Source organism: Streptomyces sp. ACA25, from assembly GCF_028200735.1.
GTDB lineage: Bacteria > Actinomycetota > Actinomycetes > Streptomycetales > Streptomycetaceae > Streptomyces.
Window position 1 is genome coordinate 19,206 of sequence record NZ_JAQKPV010000008.1, and the last position, 19,317, is coordinate 38,522.

At 70.1% G+C, this 19,317-nt stretch carries 19 protein-coding genes and 1 pseudogene; 6 read left to right on the top strand and 14 right to left on the bottom strand.

Annotated features, from left to right (window positions below):
* Position 1: 1 nt before the first annotated feature.
* The 10 genes and pseudogenes from PJ985_RS13930 to PJ985_RS13980 all read right to left on the bottom strand — a co-directional run bounded on the left by PJ985_RS13930 (position 2) and on the right by PJ985_RS13980 (position 9,660).
* On the bottom strand, positions 2-1,282 hold the full coding sequence (locus PJ985_RS13930; protein ID WP_271684055.1) for a lysine N(6)-hydroxylase/L-ornithine N(5)-oxygenase family protein: 1,281 nt from the start codon (positions 1,280-1,282) through the stop codon (positions 2-4).
* Positions 1,283-1,287: 5 nt separating this feature from the next.
* Positions 1,288-2,121 (bottom strand): phenylalanine 4-monooxygenase, encoded by an 834-nt coding sequence (locus PJ985_RS13935; protein ID WP_271684056.1) that lies wholly within the window; start codon positions 2,119-2,121, stop codon positions 1,288-1,290.
* 306 nt (positions 2,122-2,427) lie between these two features.
* Positions 2,428-3,282 carry a metallophosphoesterase family protein gene (locus tag PJ985_RS13940; protein WP_271684057.1) on the bottom strand — a complete coding sequence of 285 codons (855 nt, stop codon included), beginning with the start codon at positions 3,280-3,282 and terminating at the stop codon, positions 2,428-2,430.
* A gap of 373 nt (positions 3,283-3,655) precedes the next feature.
* Positions 3,656-3,847 carry a DUF397 domain-containing protein gene (locus PJ985_RS13945; protein ID WP_271684058.1) on the bottom strand — a complete coding sequence of 64 codons (192 nt, stop codon included), beginning with the start codon at positions 3,845-3,847 and terminating at the stop codon, positions 3,656-3,658.
* A pseudogene (locus PJ985_RS13950) lies at positions 3,844-4,723 on the bottom strand (helix-turn-helix domain-containing protein). The gene PJ985_RS13945 and the pseudogene PJ985_RS13950 overlap by 4 nt, the downstream one beginning before the upstream one ends.
* 251 nt (positions 4,724-4,974) lie before the next feature.
* The gene (gene rox / locus PJ985_RS13960) at positions 4,975-6,402 is read right to left on the bottom strand and encodes a rifampin monooxygenase (RefSeq protein WP_271684060.1); all 1,428 of its coding nucleotides are present in this window, start codon (positions 6,400-6,402) and stop codon (positions 4,975-4,977) included.
* A gap of 393 nt (positions 6,403-6,795) precedes the next feature.
* Positions 6,796-7,701, bottom strand: coding sequence for a cytochrome c biogenesis CcdA family protein (locus PJ985_RS13965; RefSeq protein WP_271684061.1), 906 nt, complete (start codon positions 7,699-7,701; stop codon positions 6,796-6,798).
* Positions 7,698-8,564 (bottom strand): DsbA family protein, encoded by an 867-nt coding sequence (locus PJ985_RS13970; RefSeq protein WP_271684062.1) that lies wholly within the window; start codon positions 8,562-8,564, stop codon positions 7,698-7,700. Before PJ985_RS13970 ends, PJ985_RS13965 begins: the two co-directional genes overlap by 4 nt.
* A 68-nt stretch (positions 8,565-8,632) precedes the next feature.
* Positions 8,633-9,154 (bottom strand): hypothetical protein, encoded by a 522-nt coding sequence (locus PJ985_RS13975; protein ID WP_271684063.1) that lies wholly within the window; start codon positions 9,152-9,154, stop codon positions 8,633-8,635.
* Positions 9,155-9,204: 50 nt separating this feature from the next.
* A complete protein-coding gene (locus tag PJ985_RS13980) occupies positions 9,205-9,660 on the bottom strand; it encodes a hypothetical protein (protein ID WP_271684064.1) in 456 nt (151 codons plus the stop codon).
* A gap of 53 nt (positions 9,661-9,713) precedes the next feature.
* Here PJ985_RS13980 and PJ985_RS13985 point away from each other — a divergent pair, with 53 nt between their 5' ends.
* Positions 9,714-9,935, top strand: a complete 222-nt coding sequence (locus PJ985_RS13985) for a hypothetical protein (RefSeq protein WP_271684065.1) — start codon at positions 9,714-9,716, stop codon at positions 9,933-9,935.
* A 147-nt stretch (positions 9,936-10,082) separates the two neighbouring features.
* Here PJ985_RS13985 and PJ985_RS13990 read toward each other — a convergent pair whose 3' ends face one another.
* From PJ985_RS13990 to PJ985_RS14005, 4 genes are all read right to left on the bottom strand, one after another.
* The gene (locus tag PJ985_RS13990; RefSeq protein WP_271684066.1) at positions 10,083-10,667 is read right to left on the bottom strand and encodes a VanZ family protein; all 585 of its coding nucleotides are present in this window, start codon (positions 10,665-10,667) and stop codon (positions 10,083-10,085) included.
* A 209-nt stretch (positions 10,668-10,876) separates the two neighbouring features.
* Complete coding sequence (locus PJ985_RS13995; RefSeq protein WP_271684067.1) at positions 10,877-11,446, bottom strand: GNAT family N-acetyltransferase; 570 nt, start codon at positions 11,444-11,446, stop codon at positions 10,877-10,879.
* Positions 11,447-11,588: 142 nt separating this feature from the next.
* Entirely contained in the window at positions 11,589-12,068 is a 480-nt protein-coding gene (locus PJ985_RS14000; protein WP_271684068.1) for a GNAT family N-acetyltransferase, read from the bottom strand.
* A gap of 240 nt (positions 12,069-12,308) precedes the next feature.
* Positions 12,309-13,427, bottom strand: coding sequence for an AI-2E family transporter (locus PJ985_RS14005; RefSeq protein WP_271684069.1), 1,119 nt, complete (start codon positions 13,425-13,427; stop codon positions 12,309-12,311).
* Positions 13,428-13,644: 217 nt separating this feature from the next.
* On the opposite strand from PJ985_RS14005, the gene PJ985_RS14010 reads away from it, so the two are divergent.
* The 5 genes from PJ985_RS14010 (at position 13,645) to PJ985_RS14030 (ending at position 19,317) form a co-directional block, all read left to right on the top strand.
* Positions 13,645-13,866, top strand: coding sequence for a hypothetical protein (locus tag PJ985_RS14010; protein WP_271684070.1), 222 nt, complete (start codon positions 13,645-13,647; stop codon positions 13,864-13,866).
* Positions 13,867-13,996: 130 nt separating this feature from the next.
* Positions 13,997-14,704, top strand: a complete 708-nt coding sequence (locus PJ985_RS14015) for a Crp/Fnr family transcriptional regulator (protein WP_271684071.1) — start codon at positions 13,997-13,999, stop codon at positions 14,702-14,704.
* Positions 14,705-14,798: 94 nt separating this feature from the next.
* Positions 14,799-15,650, top strand: coding sequence for a hypothetical protein (locus tag PJ985_RS14020; protein WP_271684072.1), 852 nt, complete (start codon positions 14,799-14,801; stop codon positions 15,648-15,650).
* Complete coding sequence (locus tag PJ985_RS14025; RefSeq protein WP_271684073.1) at positions 15,647-18,058, top strand: hypothetical protein; 2,412 nt, start codon at positions 15,647-15,649, stop codon at positions 18,056-18,058. The genes PJ985_RS14020 and PJ985_RS14025 overlap by 4 nt, the downstream gene beginning before the upstream one ends.
* Before the next feature lie 350 nt (positions 18,059-18,408).
* A complete protein-coding gene (locus tag PJ985_RS14030; RefSeq protein WP_271684074.1) occupies positions 18,409-19,317 on the top strand; it encodes a hypothetical protein in 909 nt (302 codons plus the stop codon).

The following is a 19,317-nucleotide window of genomic DNA, read 5'->3' on the forward strand; positions in this document are numbered from 1 at the left end:
GTCAGCTCCAGTTCTCCGCCGCCCGCGCCTGCGCCCGCCGGTCGCCCGCCAACGACCCGGCGATCTCGCCCGCACGGACCGCGGTCATCGAAAGCAATGTCGAGGAGATGCCGTGCGTTGCCTCTGTGGCACCCTGCACGTAGATACCGCAACGGAAGTCAGCCGTGGTACAGAGCCGGTAGTCGCGTCCGATCAGCAGCTCCCCCGTCTCGTCGCGCCGCAGCGAGCCCTCGATGCCACCGAGCAGTTCCGCCGGGTCGGGGGACGTGTACCCCGTTGCGTAGATGACCAGATCGGCGTCGAGGTCGGTGACCTCGTCCGTGGGCAGGAACCGCACGCGCACCGTCACACTGCTGTCACGCGGGTCGACGGAGTCGATCCGGGAAGTGTGCATGACCCGAAGGCGCGGCTCGCCCGTCACCTTCTGTTCGTACTGTCGGCGGTACAGCCCATCGAGTACATGCCCGTCGACCACGGCGTAGTTGGTGGCCCCGTGGTAACCCAGCAACGACTGCTTCACCGCCGGCGGAGCGTTGTAGAAGTCGTCCACCGCGGCCGGGTCGAAGACCCGGTTGGCGAAGGGGCTGGCGTCGGCGATGCTGTAGCCGTAGCGGGTGAACACCGCACACACCTCGGCCGCCGGGTAGCGGTCCATCAGGTGCCCTGCGATCTCGGCAGCGCTCTGTCCCGCACCGACCACCACGACCCGCTTGGGAGCCCGTTCGTCGACCTCGGGGAGCCTGTGCAGCAGTTGAGAGCTGTGCCAGACCCGCTCACCGGTCTCGGCACCCTCAGGCAGGCGCGGACGCAGGCCCTGTGCGATGACCAGGTTCCTGGCCCGGGCAGCCAGCCGGTCACCCGCCAGTACGTCCAGCGCGACGACCGTGCCGTCCTCCACCACCGGCCGGACCCCCGTGATCTCAGCGCTGTACTCGACCATGTGGCGCACCCGGTCGGCAGCCCAGCTGAGATAGTCGTGGAACTCGGACCGCGAGGGCGTCAACACGGCGTGATTGATGAAATCCACCAGCCGGCCCTTCTCCTGCAAGTAGGAGAGGAAGCCGAAGTTACTCACCGGATTCCGCATCGTGGCAATGTCCTTGAGGAAGGACACCTGCATCGAAGCGCCCTCCATGAGCATGCCGCGATGCCACCCAAAATTCTGCTGCTTCTCCAGGAAAAGCACCCCTGCCGATTCACCGGTCTCATGCAGTGCAGCGGCCAGTGCAAGATTCGCGGCACCGAACCCGATTCCTGCGACGTTCAGCACCTCTGGATTCATCACGGTCATTTCGCAGCCGCCAGAATCCGGTCGATGGACGCGTCATCGCAGGATTCCCAGAACCCGCCGACCACGTCCTCCAAATGCGCCAGAGAGCGGGCGCTGTAGAGGGTTTCCTGATACCGGGTGATGTCGTAGCTGGTGCCGGCCATGTTGGCAATGGTCAGCCTTCGGATCTCGGCGGAACGGAACTGGTCCAGCTCGCCGTAGGACGACACGATACTGGCACCATAAGCGCGCGGCCCGTCGGGCGCATCAAGGAGGCCGCACTCGATGGTGAACCAGAACACCTTGGAAATGAATTGCACTGCAGCTTCGGTTTCCACTCGCTGCACTGCTTCGCCGGCGAGCCTGTACAGGCTGGCGAACCGGTTGTCGGCCAAGGCGCTACCATGCCCGATAACCTCGTGCAGGACGTCCGGTTCGGCCGAGTGGAACGGCGTCGCGCCGTCGCGTATGTACTGCGTGGAATGGAAGTACCCGTCAGCCAGGGAGCCGCAGAAGCGATAAAAGGGAACCACGCCCGCAGCAGGCTGCACCCGGAACCCGGTCAGCCCGTCCAGCCGGTCAGAAACATCCTGTAACTGCGGAATTCCTTCAACGCCCACACCGAATTGTTCGGCCGCTTCGAGAAATTCGCGTGCCGCGTGTGATCGATGCCGATCCCTCAGGCGCTCGGCCACTAATCGCCAAACAGCGTGCTCCGCATCGGTGTACTCCACCTCGGGGATGACATCACCACGCACGAAAGCAGTCGCGAGAGCCGCGACCTCATCCCGGCGCCGCCGATAAGCAGAGTCATCTGCCGGTATGCTGATTAATTGCTCATGCCCATCCACAAGGAATCCCAAAGACGCCGCAGCAAAAACAGACCGCCGGGGAGATGCCTTTGAATCAATGCGAATAATTTACAGGCGCTCCCCCGCCAGCTTCCTACAACCTTGAAACTACATCACCACACTATCGCCCGCAAGTCATTTCTCGGCTTTTCCCCTGTGTCCGACCACGGCGTCCCCGCATCGCCATCCGGGCTGCCGCGCCGGCCGTCGCCGCGGTGTTCGCGGTGTGCCTCAGTCCCGGCTCACCGGTGAGCACGCAGTGGAGAGCGGAAGGGCGGCTGCCGGCTTCCTGTACGCCGGAGGCGGCTACCTGTCCGTCCCGTTGGGGCGCGGCAGGATCTGGCGCGCCAGGTCCCGGCGCAGCCCGAAGCGGCGCCATTCCCGGGGGTAGCCGAGGGAGACCTCTTCGAACGGGACGCCGTCGTAGACGGTGCTCCGGGGAATGTGCAGATGCCCGTACACCGCGGCTGCCGCGCCGAAGCGGATGTGCCAGTCGGCGGTCCGGACGGTGCCGCACCACTGCACGAACTCCTGATGGGTCATCACTTCGGTGGGTGTGCGCACCAGCGGCCAGTGATTGACCAGCACCAGCGGCAGGTCCCCCGCCACCTCCGTGAGTCGCCGCTCGCTCTCCTCGACGCGTGCCGCGCACCACTCCTGCCGGCTCGCGTACGGGTCGGGGTGGAGGAAGTACTCGTCGGTGCAGACGATGCCGGCCTCGTGCGCCGCGGCGAGCGATTCCTCCCGCGTGGTCGTCCCGGGCGCCAGGAACGTGTAGTCGTACAGCACGAACAGCGGCGCGATGCGCACCGGACCGCCCGCCCCCGTCCACACGGGGTAGGGGTCCTCGGGGGTGAGGACACCGAGCCGTCGGCACAGGGCGACCAGCGCTTCGTAGCGCTCCACACCGCGGTACGGGACCGTCTCCTGCTGGACGGTCCACAGCTCATGGTTCCCCGGGACCCAGATCACCTTCGCGAAGCGGTCGCGCAGGAGGGTGAGCACCCACTCGATGTCCGCCATGAGCTCGGCCACGTCCCCGGCGACGATCAGCCAGTCCTCCGGTGATTCCGGGTACAGCTTCTCGACGATGTCTCGGTTCTCGGCATACGCGATGTGCAGGTCACCAATGGCCCGCAGCGCTCCTCCTGTTTCCCTCACGCGATCAGCCTAGACCACCGCTGACGCCCCCACAGAGCAGCGGCTGCGCGCAGGTGTCCCAGTTGCGCGGCTCCCTGCATCAGGCCACGGTGCGGGCGGCGAGTTAGGGCTGCGTCACGACGAGCTCGCCGAGACCGTCACCGCGCTGAAGACCGGCTCTTGGCCCGGGTTCGAGGCCCTGCACCGATACGGCTCCCCGAGCTCAGTACTCCAGTTGCAGTTCGCTATCGTTGCTGGTCAGGAACCTGTCTTTGAGTGCAGTCGACTGACGGGCCGTCATATTCGGTCAGTTCGTGACCTTCGGGTGCGACGGTGGTAGTGGCAGTGCCGTCCGCTTCTCCGGCACCCCGGCGGCGGACGGCACATCGGACGTTCAGTGCCTCGACGCGAACCCCACGAACGACGCCCATCCTGCACGGCCGACCGTGAAGGCCGGGCGGGTCAGGTCCTTGGAGTCCCGCACGTGAACGGTCTGTTCCGCAGTCGCGACCTCCACGCAGCTGTCGCCCTGGCTGCCGCTGTAGCTGGACTTGAACCAGGCGAGTTCCGTCACACCGCTGCTCATAGCTCTCCTCGCAGTCGCTCCAGCAGGTCCCGGGATTCGGTCGGACTCAGGGCCTGCGAGCGCAGTGTTTCATAGCGCTGGCAGAGCAGACTCATCTCTTTCGGGTCAGAGATCACCGTCCGTTCTGCTGCCCCTCGGAGTACCCGAGCCGCCGCCCCTCCCCTGTTTCAACAACCTGCACCGGCCCGTCCAGGCATGCATGGAGCCTGGCGTGCAGCGGAACGATTTGGAGCGTGACATTGCGCGGGGCGGTGCGCTCCAGGACGTGGTCAATCAGCTCGTGCATCGCCTCCGCATCGCCGAAGCGCCGCCGGAACACGTGCTCCTCGATGATGAAGCTGAACGGCACGGTGGGACGCTCCCGCATATCGCCTGCCGTGCCATCCGGGCGGTGAGCTGCGTTTCCAGCTCGTCGTCGGTCCGCAGCGGGATAGTGCCGTCGAACACCGCCCGCGCGTAGGCCTCCGACTGCAACAGTCCCGGCACCAGCCTGCACTCGTACGTGCACAGGCTCACCGCCTCCCGTTCCAGCCGTGCCCACCGCCGGAACCACGCGGCGAGGCCCGCCTCGCCACGGGTGAGATGACGGGCGGCCTTCTGTAGCGCACTGGTGTTGCCGAGCGCTTCCTCCGCGCGCTCCACGAACGCCTCGTCCGGCATGCGACGCCCCAACTCCACCTACTCAACGGTATGTTTGGAGAACCGCACGTGGGTGCCGAGCTCCGTGCGGCTGAGTCCCGCGTGCTCGCGCAGCGCCTGGACGACCGCCCCGAACGTCCGCAGGCTGTCCGACGGATGCGGCTCCCGCTCCCAGTCCCCTACCGGGACCGACCGCACGCCGACACTTCCGGCTCCACCCACTTCGACGATGTCCATCCGCCGCCCCTTCTCCGTGCCGCACCGCGACGAGCTCTTGCGCACTCGCGTTGAACCCACCCAGAGTGACGGCAGATCGTGCGTACTGTCCACTCTTTGTGTACGTACGCTGACTTTGCGTACGTGGTCCTGCGCTCGCATCCGCACGCACCCGCGCGTCACGCCGGCGTCATGAGTCACGCACAGTACGAGCCGTCAGCCGCTGCGACCTTGCGGGGACTCTGCTGGCACTTCGAGCCACGGCTACGCCCTCAGCTCGCGGTGGCAGCTCCGAACCACCTGGGCAGCCGGCTGAGCAGCTCCTGCTGATCGTCACCGACCCACGCCACGTGGCCGTCCGGCCGCAGCAGCGCCGCGGGCACGTCCAGTTCCTCGGCGGCGTCGATGACGTGATCGACCCGATCCGCCCAGCCCGCCGCCGACAGCCGGCCGGTGCGGTCGAGCAGCAGCCCACGGCCGCCGTGCATCAGCTCGTAGAGACGCCCCTGCTTCAGCTCCGTGTCCCGCATCCGCCTGCCGAGCAGTTCATGCCCCTCGCCGAAGTCGTAGCGGATCCCGAGCCCGGAGATCTTCTCGATCAGGTGCAGGTTCACCTCCTCGAAGTCCATCAGTTCCGACACCAGCCGGCGCACGGCCCGGGCACCCGGCTCGGCGGACAGCAGCTCGATCTGCGCGCGGGTGTTGTCCAGCACGTCGGCGGCCACCGGGTGGCGCTCGGTGTGGTAGCTGTCGAGCAGCCCGTCCGGTGCCCAGCCGGCGACTTCGGCGGCCAGTTTCCAGCCGAGGTTGAACGCGTCCTGGATGCCGAGGTTGAGGCCCATCCCGCCGGTCGGCGGGTGGATGTGCGCCGCGTCGCCGGCCAGCAGCACCCGGCCGGTGCGGTAGCGCTCGGCGAGCCGGGTGGCGTCGCCGAACCGGGAGATCCAGCGCGGTGAGTGCACACCCAAGTCGGTGCCCGCGAACGCCCTTACCTGCTGCCTGAGTTCCTCCAAGGCCGGTGGGACCGCGCGGTCCTCGGCCACCCCTTCGGCGGGCACGACGAGGCGGTACACCCCGTCGCCCAGAGGCATGGCGCCGAACCGGAACTGGGTCTTGCGGACCTCGGCCACCACGGCGGCCAGCTCCTCCGGCGGCACGGCCACCTCCACCTCGCCCAGCAGCGTCTCGACCCTGGTGGGCTCGCCGGGGAAGCCGACGCCGAGCAGCTTGCGGACCGTGCTGCGGCCACCGTCGCAGCCGACGAGGTAGCGCGAGCGCAGTCGCGTGCCGTCGGCCAGCTCGGCGGTCACCCCGTCCCCGTCCTGGCTCAGCCCGACCAGTTCGCAGCCGCGCCGGATCTCGGCACCGAGCTCGTTGGCACGCTCGGCCAGCAGGCGCTCGGTGACGCTCTGCGGGATGCCGAGGACGTACGCATGCGTGGTGTCCAGCCGGGCAGGCCAGGGTTTGTCGATGCCGGCGAAAAATCCGCCGACGGCGAATCGCTGACCGAGCGCGAGGAACCGATCCGCGAGACCGCGCTGGTCCATCACCTCGACGCTCCGCACATGCAGGCCGAGCGCCCGGGACTGCCCGGTCGGCGCCGCATCCCTCTCCAGCACGAGCGTGCGCACGCCGTGCAGCCGCAACTCACCGGCCAGCATCAAGCCGACCGGTCCGCCGCCTGCCACGATCACGTCCATCGTGAAACCCCCGTATCCCACACGCTGGTATTTCGGCCGACTGCTCCGCGCAGTCCGGCGGCGCGCGCACCCGCACTTCTGTGCCGGTGCGCGCACCTGCCCTCGCGAGTGCCACCGGCGGACGGTTCGGCGTCCCGCGAGTTCCGCATGCCGACACGAGCACACGTACTTCGCGAATGCCGAATTCCCGCAGTTTCTGGCCTCGGCGGATGATTCTGCACCACGGCCGGGGTCTTGCCGCAAGGCCCCCGGTGCGCTATATGTTGAGAGTGGCAAGGAGTCGGCAGACCTCCTTGCCTTTGTCTTTTCCTCTGCCTTTTTCTGGGTGCGGTGAAGGACACCTCTGTCCACGGTGAAGGAACACGCGCCTTCCGGAGCGGCCGTGCGCTCGCCTCAGGTCCGGGAACCGGCGTCCTCCCTGCCGTGTTCCGGGCGCGCCGCCTCCGGCTGCGACGCCTCCTCGTTCCGGCGGACCCGGCGCGCCCGGTCGGCGCGCAGCCGCAGGGCCAGCGCCACGGCCAGGACAGCGGCCAGCGCCAGCAGCAGACCGGTGTCGGAGACGGCGGAACCCACCGAGTGGGCCCACTGCTCCAGTCGCACCTCCCGGTCCGCGCCGAGCAGTCCGGGGAGGGCGGCGGTACCGCTGAAGCGCAGGAACACGACGCCGATCAGGATGAAGAACACCCCGGACAGCAGCGAGACGGTGTGCAGTCGCAGGCGGCCCACGGTGAACGCCCGGCCCCGCAGCCAGCGGCGCCGCCCCAGGTCGTAGCGGTCCCACACCAGGGCGAGCAGGAACAACGGCCCCGCCATGCCCAGCGCGTAGACGGCCAGCAACGCTCCCCCGCGCACGGGGGAACCGCCCATCGCCGAGATGGTGAGCACGGAGCCGAGGATCGGCCCGGCGCAGAAGCCGGCCAGCCCGTAGACCGCGCCGAGCGCCACCACGGACGGGACGGACGACGGACGGAGGCCGGCCGCAGCGCGCTGCATCCGCCGCGAACCGAATCCGAGCCCGAGGATCTGGGCGACGCCCAGCGCGATGACCGTCCATCCGCCGACGGTGATCAGCACGTCCCGGTTCCCGTGGAAGAACCGGCTGGCCAGGGAACCGGCCACGCCCAGCGGGACCAGGGTGAGACACAGCCCCGCCCAGAAGGCGACGGTCCGGGCCAGCAGCCTGCTCGGGGACCCGAAGGAGTACGCGAAGAACGCCGGCAGCAGCAGGGCGCTGCACGGGCTGAACAGGGTCAGCAGACCGCCGAGGAAAGCGGCCGCGTACCCGATGTCGGGGGTCACCGGCCGGCTGCCGGGCGGGCGTCCTCGACAATGTCGGCGAACACGTCGGTGGGCTGGGCGCCGAGTACCGGAGTGCCGTTGATGAGGAAGGCCGGGGTGCTGGAGACACCGAGCCGGTACCCCTCCTCGACGTCGGTTTCGACGGCGGCCAGCGCCTCGTCGCTGTTCATGTCCGCGCGGAACCGGCGGATGTCGGTGACCCCGGCCTCCCGGGCCATGTCCTCCAGTTTGTCCGGCGCGTAGGCACCGCTGTTGCGCGGCCGGTCCTCGCCGAAGGCCACGTCGTGGAACTCCCAGAACAGCTCCTGCTGCCCGGCCGCCCAGCTCGCCAGGGCGGCGCTCTCCGACTCCTCGCCGAAGATCGGGAACTGCCGCATTTCGATGCGCAGCACGCCCTCGTCCACGTACCGCCGGACGAGCTCCGGCTTGGTGTCCCGGGCGAAGGTGCCGCAGAACGGGCACTGGAAGTCGGAGTACTCGATCAGGACGACCGGGGCGTCAGCCTCGCCGAGTGCGTAGGGGTCGTCGGCGTCCCGCCGGGCGAGGGCGAGCAGCCGCTCGTCGGGGGCGTCGTCGGTCTCCCTCACCTCGGCGGTGTCGTCGCCGTCGGCCGGCTCACCGGCCGCGGACGGTTCCCCGGCGGTTGACCGGTCGCCGCTCTCGCCGCTCTCGCCGCTCTCGCCGCCGAAGACGGAGAAGGCCGCCAGGAGCAGCACGACGGCGAGCGCCCCGATGATCACGGTGAGGGGAAGGCGCTTTTCGGCGCGGGACGGAGCGGCACCGGCGGGGCCGGAAGGCCCGGGGGAACCGGTGCGGGAAGGCCGGGAGGAACAGGAGGAATCAGAGGAATGGGTGCTGTGCATGGCGTGCTCCACACCGCGCACGCGGCGCGGTAGACGTCGGGGCGGAGAAGGCTCGGAAGGGTGCCCGGTCAGACGGGGCAGGCGGCTTCGGCCCGCAGGCGGCGGACTGTCGCCCAGCCGATCAAGGCGAGGGACGCGAGCGCGACGACCGGCTGCACCGGAGCCCAGAGGGTGAGTGCGCCGGAGGTGCCGAGCGCGAGGACGATCAGCTTGTTGCAGACCGGGCAGCCCACGGCGAAGAAGGCCAGCAGGCCGCCTGCCCCGCCGAGCCGGACACTCCTGCGGGCGTCGTCGGCGCCGCCGGCCTCGCCGGGGACCGCCTCATCGGCCTCGGTGGAGCCGGCCTTCGCGTGGCGGTCGGAACCGGAGGGAATGCGGACGTAGCTGGCCAGCAGCACCCCGGCGAGCAGCGAGGTGGCGGCCAGAACGGGGATGTTCCACCACTCGACGGGCGTCATCCGGTCGAAGAGCGGCGAGGGCACCACCGCGGTGGGCACGCCGATGAGCAGGGCGGTGAGCACCGCGCCGGACAGTGCCACCAGGTGACGTCGGCGCGGCCAGCCGCGGAGTACGCGAAGCAGAGAAGACAAGGGGGATCCTTCGGACGAGCGGAAACGGGCTGCGAGGTGCGCAGCGTTTCCTATATCCGCAGGACCGAGAGCGTGGCGAGGTCGGGCGGCCTCGCGGGGATGCCATGTGCCGGGAGGTGGGAGCGGTCCACCAGGACCTCCGCCGGTGGGGCGGGTGCCGGGATGACGGCGGCGGGCGGCGCCGGCTCGACATGGTGGCGCGGGGTGAGCATCGGGTCGGGAGCGCGCTCCGACTCCGAGCAGCGGGATGGGCGGTCCCCGTCCACGTCCCGGACATCCGGCTGCTGCGCCACCGGGACCGACGTCGCGACCGGGGCAGCGGCCGAGGCGGCGGACAGCGGCGCCTCGGTGTGCGTGGCGTTCGGGCCCGTGGCCCCCTCGCCGGCTCCGGCGTCCACGGCGGACGCGGTTCCCGCGGTGCCCATGACGGTGCAGGCGAGCATCAGTAGCAGCGCGCAGAGGCCCATGAGTCCGTGCGCGCCGGAACCGCTCCGTCCGACCGTCATGGCCCACAGCCTACGTCCGGCCCCCGGCGCTCATCCGCAGGGATACCGGAGACGTGCCACGCGCATCCCGACGCCGGCGCCCGTTTGTTCCGCTCGGATGGACGAAAGGCGCGTGCTGGCTCGGCTGCCGGCGCACCGGCCTGGACGTGCAGTGGATCGGCCCGGCCCGCTTCAACGGGTCACAAGGAATCATCGACACCAAGCTGTTCGCCTGCGCGGACTGCATCGAGCGCATGCACAACCAGGCAATCTCGGAGCTGTCCACCCAGCATTGAGCCGGCCGGCCCTCGCTCCAGCCACTTCCCGGGACACCACCACGCAGCGCAGCTTCGGGAGCGGGTAGCGTCCACAGCAGGTGAACCCTCGCAGCTGCCCCTGACAACCCCGCCGAAGCTGCCGCGGACGACACCAGGAGTTCGCATTCAGTAGCAGGAATGCGCGGAATCCCGGGCCAATAAGGGCCACCTGCGCATTCTGGACACCGCACATGCAGACATCAGGTAAATCCCTGCCCCGAGTGCGGCGCCGAAGAAGTTCAGGAGGAGGTCATCAATATCCGCCACCCTTCCTGCGGATTGCAGCCATTGAGTAACCTCAATCAATACACTGAGACCCATACATGCGAGCAGGCTCTGCGCCGCGGACACGCGCACGAATGAAGCCCGAACAAGGATTGGCAGGGGCACAAACATGAGGGCGTTTGCCGTCAGTTGCCTGATGTACATATCCCTCTCGCCGCTCCCCAGAAGATGGTCCTCCAAGAACAAGGTGTGGAACGGAATCAACCAGACTCCAGTCCCCCCGGCGCCCAGCGACTGGCTGACAGACAGAGTCGCAACGCCGATCACCATTACCCAGACGGCAAGAAAGAACCGGGACACCCACGGAACCACCGCCGGTTCTCGGACACGGAAAAACATGATCAATAGCGTGCAGAGGAATATCGCCATCAGCGACATGGCCACCGTAACTGGTGACACATAAAGAACAACCTGCCACACACGCATGCCTCACTCTAGAATCGCCAAGGGCACGTATCCGTCACCGGTCGATGAAGCTCCAACCGAAGGGCATCACAACGTTACTGCCGAACGGTGTCCGAAGAGCTACCGCAGGCCTAGCATCGACCGCACCGACAGCGCCGCCGACGGCAGGGGCCAACGCAGAGATCCCTCTCTCAGCCATCCAACCTGTGCTCAGGGACGTGTCACCCCGTTCACGCTTCCCTCGAAAAGCGGCGGCAGACGTGCACCCGGGCGAACTGTTTCCGCAGCACCTGCTCATCACGCAGGCTGCCGTGCGCAAAGACGGCGACGGGCCGCAGACGGGCCCTGCGCTCGCCTATGGCCCGGTCCGGCTCGGCTTCATCGGTGGAGCAGTCCGCGAAGACATGGAGGTAGTGCTCGCTCTCGGCGAAGCCCATGGCCCGGTACCACCGCAGCGTCTCCGGTTCGTCCCTGGTCCAGGCGTCCAGCGTCGAGGCCCCGAGGGCACGAAGGCGGGCGCCGGCTTCGACCAGCAGGGCACGGCCGATCCCGTGGCGCTGGTGATCGGGGTGGACCGCGACGGTGTCGATGGTCGCCACCTCGCTGTCGACGCTGACGTCCATGATCCCGCAGACCAACCCGTCCTGCCCGACCGCGACGAGCTCGACGCCCGGAGCGTCGATGGCCGGTTTGGCCCTCTTCACGTCGTCGAAGTAGGCAGTATCCAGGAAGGAGAGCACCCGGCAGCGCAGCCAGGAGGATTCGTCGGCGGGCGTGTACTCACGTATGACATAGCTCAACGTCGTGTTCCTTCGCATGCACGGTGGCCTGATGGGGGCGGCGGCCCGTCACCGCATCGAGAATGCACAGCAGGCATCCGGTGCCCCGTCCCGCCTCCGGGTGCGCGCCGTCCCGCACGGCACCTGTCGAGAATGTCGTGGTTCACGCGTCAAGCCGGAAGACCAGCTCCCGTACGTCCTCACCGCGGCCGTTCGCGTACGACACTTCCTCGTCGAGGAGGACGAACCCATGCCGCTGGAGAACCTTCTGGGACGCAACGTTGTCGAAGGCCGTCCGGCCGAACAGCGGGCGGTCCGTGACCTCGCCGAGGATCGCGGCCAGGGCCTCGCTCGCGATGCCGCGACCCCAGTGCTCCTTGCCGATCCAGTAGGTGACCTCCAGGTCGCCCTCCTGCTCGTACACCACGACGTGGCCCGCGACCGCACCGTCGACGAGGATCGTCCGCTTGGTCCACGCCTCGTTCGCAAGGATCTTGCGCCACTTCTTCCCGAAGGCTTCCTCGTCTGTCGGATTCTTGGCGGTGAAGGCGGCCGTACAGCGTGCAGCGGTGTCGAGTTGATGCCGGAAGAAGACGGGGATGTCGGTTTCCTCCGCGTCACGCAGTAGTACCTCGTCGGCCACGCAATCACCTTCCAGGCCCATGGGGGCGGTCCGGTCAGCGGTATGACTCCAGGATGCCACGCCGGTACATATCAAGGGTGGCGCGCGGTGGCCCAGGGGGGTGGGCGCATTTCCACGTGCGAGAGGGCCGTTTCGACGTGGAAACGCGCCACGCGCGAGGTGGAAACGTGCCCGGCTCGCCCCCGGAGCTCCATGGACGCGGTCCGGCCCGGAGATCCGGTGGCAGTGGTGCGTGCGGCGTCACCCTTCCTTCTGCGCGGCCTGCTCCCCGTCCGGTGCCCGGTCGTCGTCGTCCTCCTCCCCTGAGTCCTCCCCCTGCCCGCCGCCCTGCCCTCGCACTTCGCGGAGGATGGCGACGACGGCGGCGGTGAGCGGCACGGCGACCAGGACGCCGACGATTCCGGCCAGCCCGCCGCCGGCCGTGATGGCGATCAGCACCAGAGCCGGGTGGAGCTTCACCGTGCGGCTCTGCACGATCGGTTCCAGCAGGTTGCCCTCCAGCTGCTGAACCGCGACGATCAGCACCAGCACCCACAGGGCGATCATCGGTCCGCGGTCCGCGAAGGCGACCAGTACCGCGACGGCGCCGGACAGCAGGGCGCCGACGAACGGCACGTAGCCGCCGATGAAGATCAGCACGGCCAGCCCGATCGCACCGGGCACGCCCAGCACGAACAGGCCGATCAGGATGAGCACCGCGTCGATCAGCGAGACCAGCGTGATGCCGCGCATGAAACCGGACATGGCCCGGAACCCGATCCGCCCCAGGTTCTCCAGCTGCTCCCCGTACGGCGCCGGCGCCGCGCCGCGGAGCAGCCCCGGCAGCCGATGGCCGTCGCGCAGCAGGAAGAAGGTCAGCACCAGGGCGAGCAGGCCGCCGATGACGATCTGCACCGTCAGGGTGACTCCGGTGACCAGCCCTTGAGCGATCTGACCGCTCATCGCCTCGCCTGCCTGGCGCAGCGCGTCCACCGCCTGTCCGAGCAGGTCGCCCGGCAGGCCGAACTGTTCGGCGAGCTGGCCGGCCGCGTCCTGCGCTCCTTCGGCGATGTCGGGTCCGTGCTCGGTGAGTGCGGTGACGATGACGTATCCGGCGACGAGGATGCTGAAGGCGAGCACCGCCGTGGTGAGGGCGGCGGCCAGCCAGGCCGGCAGGTGCAGGCGTTGCAACAGCCGGCAGAGCGGGTACAGCAGCGCCATTCCCAGCGTGGCGATCAGTACGGGCACCACCACGACCTGCAGCAGGGTCGCCAGGAAGGTGAGCACTCCCAGCAGGGCCAGGATCAGCAGCAGTGCGGCGCTCCAGCCCGCGGCGCGCAGCAGGCCCTTCGGCGGCAGGGGCAGGCCGGGTTGTTCCATCCGGGGAGCCTTTCAGTTGTGACGCCGTTCCTCGGGAAGCGACGCACGCGGGAGGCGGGCCCGTTCGGGTACCACTTTCCGGCCGTGGCCACACGGGCCGGGCGGTGTTTCCGTTGGGCCGTACGCCGGACGGCCATCCGGACGGACCGGACGGCACCCCCGCCGGGCGCGGTCCAGGTCCCGGCCGGGGTCAGGTCCGGGTCCTACGCTGGGGGGCATGGACCAGCGGCGTCGGCGGGTGGGCTACTTCACCCTGATGGGAGTGTGTCTCGCGCTGTTCGTCGGCGCGTGGGCCGTGGTGCGGCACTGGTCCGTGCCGGCCGCTGTGGCGATGTGTGTCGCCGCGGTGTTCGCGCTGATCGCGGCCCGCTTCGTGGGGCATCTGCGCGACCCCGGCCACTGGTGGTCGAGGGGCGGGGAGCCGCCGGCCGGGCGGTGAGCGGGGGCGACCGCGCATTCTTCGCAACCCGGCTCGGAACAGGTTGAGTTGACCGGTCTCCGGGCAGTGTCTAGGGTTCTGCCTCCGCCGGGTGCCCATGGGGGGCGGTACGGGTGAAGGGTCGGTGCGCATGAGTCTTTTCGGGCAGGATCTTCCCTTTCTCGACGCTCTGGCGCCCCAGGATCTGCGGGACCTCCTCGCTGCGGGCACCACCCGTCGCTACCGGCCGGGCGAGACGATGCTGCGGGAACGCGACAGCACCACCTTCGTGCTGGCGCTCCGCAGCGGCTGGTCGGTGGTCTCCGTCGACACCGAGCGCGGTGCCCGTCTCATCCTGGCGCTGCGCGGGCCGGGAGAGGTGGTCGGGGATCTCGCGGCGGTGGACCAGGGGCCGCGCAGTGCTTCGGTGACCGCGCTGAGCACCGTGGACGCCGTCGTTCTGCCGGGTGAGCGCTTCCGCCGCTTCCTGGCCGCCCGGCCCGCCGCCACCGCGCTGATCATGCGCCAGCTCACGTCCCGGCTGCGCAGCGCGGACGGCGAGCGCCGGGCGCTCGCTTCCGAGACGGTGCTGCAACGGCTGGCCGCGCGGCTGGTCGAGCTCGTGGAACGGGCCGGGCGCCCCACCGCGCAGGGCACGGTGGTCGATCTGCCGCTGCCGCAGCACGATCTGGCCTCGGCGATCGGTGCCACCCGGGAGGCGGTGGCCAAGGCTCTGCGGCCGCTGCGGGAGCAGGGTCTGGTGGAGACGGGCAACCGGCGGCTGGTGATCACCGACGCCGAGCCGCTGCGGCTGCTGGCCGCGGGGCGGGCGGCTCCGCCCGTCGGCCGGAGCAGCTGAAGATTTCGGCTGCCGTTGTGTAAAGCGCTACATACGCCAGGGCGCGCCAGGGTCACTCTGGGGCTGTCAGCCGTCACCGGCCCCGGGAGCCCGTATGAGCAGCAGTACGCAGCAAGCCGTCTACCGGCTGGTCGTCTTCGGCGACGTGAAGGACTCTGCCCAGCGGAACCACCGCGCCAAACAGCGGATGCGCGAGATCATGTACGCCGTCTTTCACGAGGCGCTGGACGCGGTGCGGGTCGGCCCGGGACAGGCACACGTGGAGGACCGCGGGGACGGCATTCTGCTGGCGCTTCATCCGACGGTGCCGCCCGCGCTGATGGCGGGCGTGTGGCTGGAAGAAGTACGGCAGGGGCTGATCGAGCGGAACGAGGGGCTCACGGAACCGGTGCGGATGCGCCTGTCCATGCATCAGGGTCCGGTGTCCGACGACGGCAGGGGGCTGTACGGGCGGGCCGTGGACCTGGCGGGCCGGTTGTGCGACTGTCCGACGGCCCGTCATGTGCTGGATGCCTCCGGCGCGGACCTTGCCGTGGTGGTGTCCGATGCCTTTCACACGGCGGTCATCGCCGAGTGCGCCGGTGAGCGCTTCGTCGAGCCCGCGCGGTACCGCCCGCACCGGGTGACGGCCAAGGAGACCGACGAGAGGGCCTGGTTCTGCGTGCCGGGCCTGCCGGAGCCGCCCTTGCCCGAGGAGGGCGGCGGGGTACCGGGCCCGGACGGGACGGGGACCTCCGCCACCTCGGGACCCTCCGCCACCTCGGGACCCCCGGGACCCGCTGCGGAAACGGTTCCCCGGCCCGCGGAGTCGAGGTCGGCGGCGGGTGACTACGTCGAGGTCCACGGCGGGGACGTGGTCAACAACAAGGTGGACACGCTCCAGGGCGGGCTGCACATCCGCATGGGTGAGGGCAGGCGCAGGGGCACCGAAGAGGACCGGACGTGAGCGAGAAGGGGCCGGGCGGAGCGCCTGCTGCCGGTCCGCCACCGGCGCGCCCCGGCGGCCTCCAGGGCGCGGCGCCTGCCGGGCCGGGCCCTGGGCAGGCCGGCGGCCCGGCCGGGGCCGCGCCGGACGGCGGGGGTGCGGGCGCGGAGGGCGAGGGGGGCGGGGCGCACGGCGCCGGCCCGGCCGGAAGTGCGGAGGGGTCCCGTTTCGCTGCGGCTCGCTCCGGGCCGGGCGCTGCGGAGGACGCGGCGTACGCGGTGCGTCAGTCCCGGGCCAACTACGCGTCCGTCCAGGGCGACTACGCCTCCGTTCAGGGGGATTACGCGCGCGTGGACAGCGAGCGGGTGGGCTCGGTGCACTTCGGTGATGTCCACCAGTACAGCCGGCCGGCCGGTCCGGGGCTGGTCTCGGGGACGCTGCCGCGGGCGGAACTGCGGCAGTTGCGGCGGATCTTCGCGCCGCCTCCGCAGTACCGGGAACTGCTGGACCACTTGCGGGAGCTGCGGGTGCTGGCGCTGTGCGGGGACCCGGGGACGGGCCGTGGCTGTGCGGCGGCCTCGCTGCTCGATGAGGTGGCCCGGGTGACCGTGGCCCGGCTGGACGCGCGTACGGAGATCGAAACGATCACCGAAGAGTCCCTCGAGCGGGAGCGCGGGTACTTCCTGGAGCTCGCCGAGAGTGAGGCTGTCGGCGGGCTCCGGCCGGAAGGGCCGGGTGAGAAGGAGGGGGGCCGGTGGCCGGCGGCCCGGACGCGGCCCGCGGAGCTGCACCTGGACCGGCTGCACGCGCTGCTGAAGGAACGCGGCTCCTTCCTGGTGCTGGTGGTGGACGCCGGGGACTTCGCCGAGGAGCTGCTGCGGGGCCGGTACGGAAGGCTGTACCTGCCGCCGCCCACGCAGAGCCTGCTGGAGCGGCACCTGACCGAGCTGCTGGGCCACGACGGGGCCGAGCAACAGGCCCGGGCGGTGGCGACGTCGGCCCGGGCGGACGTCCGGGAGGCGCTGGGGCTGGAGCAGTTGCGTCCCCACGAGGCGGTCACGCTGGCACATCTGCTGTCCCGGCACACGGCGGAGGAGCTCTCGGACGAGGAACTGCTGCAGGAGTGCCGGCAGTTCAGTCACCGGCAGGCCGCATCCTGGTTCAGCGGCGCGGGGCAGGCCGTCGGCCGGCGGTCGGCGTCGGCCGCGCTGCGGCCGCCGGCTTTCCGGGTGGCGCTCGCCGTGTACAACGGGGAGCCGTACAACGTCGCCGCGGAGGCCGCGGAGACGCTGGCCTGGGAGCTGTCGACGACGCAGGATCCGGAGAAGGTGCCGGGACGGCCGCTGTTCACGGACAATCTGCAGGCCCGGCTGACCGCCTCACGGGCCGAGTTGGGGCACCGGGAGCTCGTCCTGGGCAACGGCTCGCTGCGGCTGCGGACGGTACGTCTGCAGGGCTCGGCGCTGAGCGGCGCGGTGCTTTCCCAAGTGTGGCAGCAGCACCACAACGCCCGTGGCCCGCTGTGCCGGTGGCTGCGGGGGCAGTGCGACGACCCGCGCGGGACGGTCTGGGTGCCCGCGGCGACAGCCGTGGCGGCCCTGTGCCGGATGGACTACCCCTACGTCCTGACCCACCTGCTCACTCCCCTGGCCCGCTCGGAGTCCGGCATGCAGCGGCAGGCGGCGGCCACCGCGGTGGCCGAGGCCGCGCGCACGCCGGTGCTGCAGCCGGTCATGCAGTCGCTGGTGGAGGAGTGGGGAGAGAGCGAGGACGCGTGGCTGCGGGACACCGCGGCACAGGCGCACGGGTTCGGGACCGTGGAGGGTTCGGTCCCCGGCTCGCTCAACGCCCTGGGGCGGCTGACCACCGCGGCGGGCCGGCCCACGGAGAGCTGGCCCGCGGAGCTGGCGCAGGTGTCGGGGAGCGTGGCCCGGCTGGCCGCGGGCACCGGCACGCCCGCCGTACTGCGGCGCATCGGGCAGTGGACGGGGGACCACCGGCTCATCAGACGCAATCTGGCGCTGCTGAGCATTTACCGGCTCCTCACGAACCCGACCTGGACGCTGTGGGGTCTGGAGGAACAGCCGCACCTCGCGCCGTACCGCTACTGGCCGCTCGCGGGCGCGCTGATGGGCTCGCGGCCGGAGCTGATGCGTCCGCTGGCGGACCTGGTGTGGCAGGGCCTCGACACCGCGCGGGTCCGGCAGGTCATGGCCGACGGCCTCGGTGCGTGGATGCGGCAGTCGGACGGGGACAGCGGCCGGATGGACGTGCTCTGCGCGTTCCTGCCGCTGCTGGTCAGCGGAGAGGAGGACGGCCGACGGATCGAGCACGTGGTCCGGGGGCTGGAGCGCGACCCGGACGAGCCGGTCTCGGCGGAGACCGTCGCCCGGCTGAAGGCCGCCGTGGCACCGCAGCGGGTGGGCTGACCGCCGCAGGGGCGGCACCGGACAACAGAAGAGCCGCAGGAAAGGAATGCGAGATGAACAACCACTACCCGGGGCCGCAGGCTCCGCCTCCGCACCAAGTACCGCCGTATCAGCCGCCGTATCAGGCACCGCATCAGGCACCGCATCAGGCACCGCATCAGGCACCGCATCAGGCACCGCCTGCGTATCAGCCGCCGCCCCCGCTGCCGGGACCGGCCCCGGTCCCGGCCTCCCGCCCGGCGCCGGTTCCTGCCCCCCGCCCGGCGCCCGCGCAGGAGCTGGCCGGGCCGTTCCTGCGGGAGTACGCCCCGAAGTGGCCGTTCCAGCACCCGAGCGCCCAGGTGGCATCGGTGCTGTACTACCGCGGCCGGAAGCCGCATGTGGTCCTTCCCGAGGGACAGGAGGGCATCTGGCTGCGCCGGCTGCTGCGGTGGCCGTACAGCGCTCTCGAGATCCAGCTGGGGTCGCACACGCTGTCGTTCTCGATGCGGCTTCCCGCGGCGGACAGCGTGTCGTTCTTCCCGGCCCGGATCAAGGTGACCTGGCGGGTGCGGGACCCGCTGCTGGTGGCCGGGCAGCAGGTGTCGGACGTGGCGGCACTGCTGGCGAGCCAGTGGGAGGAGCAGCTGAAGGAGGTGTCGCGCCGGTTCAGCATCGCCGAGTCCGATTATGTCGACGCGGCGGCCCGGCAGGCGCTGAGGGAGGCAGATCTCGGGGCGCGCTACGGGATCGAGCTCGAGGTGTATGTGGACATCATCCCGGACGAGCTGACGATCGGACACGCCAAGCAGCGTATCGAGGCGCAGCACAGCCAGGCGCTGGAGCGGCTGCACCAGCAGCTGAGGCTGATGGAGAACGCGAACGAGCGGGAGATCGTCAAGGAGTGGGCCGAGCACTTCCAGGGGGCCCTCGGCCAGGGCGACACCGCGGTGATGGCGGAGCTGATGGCCCGCAACCGGAACGACATCCCGGCCATCCGGAACATGCTCGCGGACGAGCAGCGTACGGCCCGGCAGGACGGCATGGAGCTGATGACCCGGCTGATCGACGGTGGTCTGCTGGAGCGCTGGGAGCTGGGTGACCAGGCGAAGGTGGTGGTGGATTTCCTGCAGCAGGGCACCCAACGGGCCATCGGCAGTGCGACCGGCGACGTGGAGCGGCAGCGCACAGGCGAGGTGGAGCGGCCCGAGCCGGTGCGTCCGCTGTTCTGGGAGTCCACCGACGGCGAGGACGACGGAGCGCCGTCGGGGTCCGGGTGA

Coding starts and splice junctions, on each gene's coding strand:
- PJ985_RS13930 (WP_271684055.1), bottom strand. CDS start 1,282: ATGAATCCAGAGGTGCTGAACGTCGCAGGAATCGGGTTCGGTGCCGCG.
- PJ985_RS13945 (WP_271684058.1), bottom strand. CDS start 3,847: ATGAGCAGCGGTGTGACGGAACTCGCCTGGTTCAAGTCCAGCTACAGC.
- rox (WP_271684060.1), bottom strand. CDS start 6,402: ATGGACGTGATCGTGGCAGGCGGCGGACCGGTCGGCTTGATGCTGGCC.
- PJ985_RS13970 (WP_271684062.1), bottom strand. CDS start 8,564: ATGCACAGCACCCATTCCTCTGATTCCTCCTGTTCCTCCCGGCCTTCC.
- PJ985_RS13980 (WP_271684064.1), bottom strand. CDS start 9,660: ATGACGGTCGGACGGAGCGGTTCCGGCGCGCACGGACTCATGGGCCTC.
- PJ985_RS13990 (WP_271684066.1), bottom strand. CDS start 10,667: ATGCGTGTGTGGCAGGTTGTTCTTTATGTGTCACCAGTTACGGTGGCC.
- PJ985_RS14005 (WP_271684069.1), bottom strand. CDS start 13,427: ATGGAACAACCCGGCCTGCCCCTGCCGCCGAAGGGCCTGCTGCGCGCC.
- PJ985_RS14010 (WP_271684070.1), top strand. CDS start 13,645: ATGGACCAGCGGCGTCGGCGGGTGGGCTACTTCACCCTGATGGGAGTG.
- PJ985_RS14015 (WP_271684071.1), top strand. CDS start 13,997: ATGAGTCTTTTCGGGCAGGATCTTCCCTTTCTCGACGCTCTGGCGCCC.
- PJ985_RS14020 (WP_271684072.1), top strand. CDS start 14,799: ATGAGCAGCAGTACGCAGCAAGCCGTCTACCGGCTGGTCGTCTTCGGC.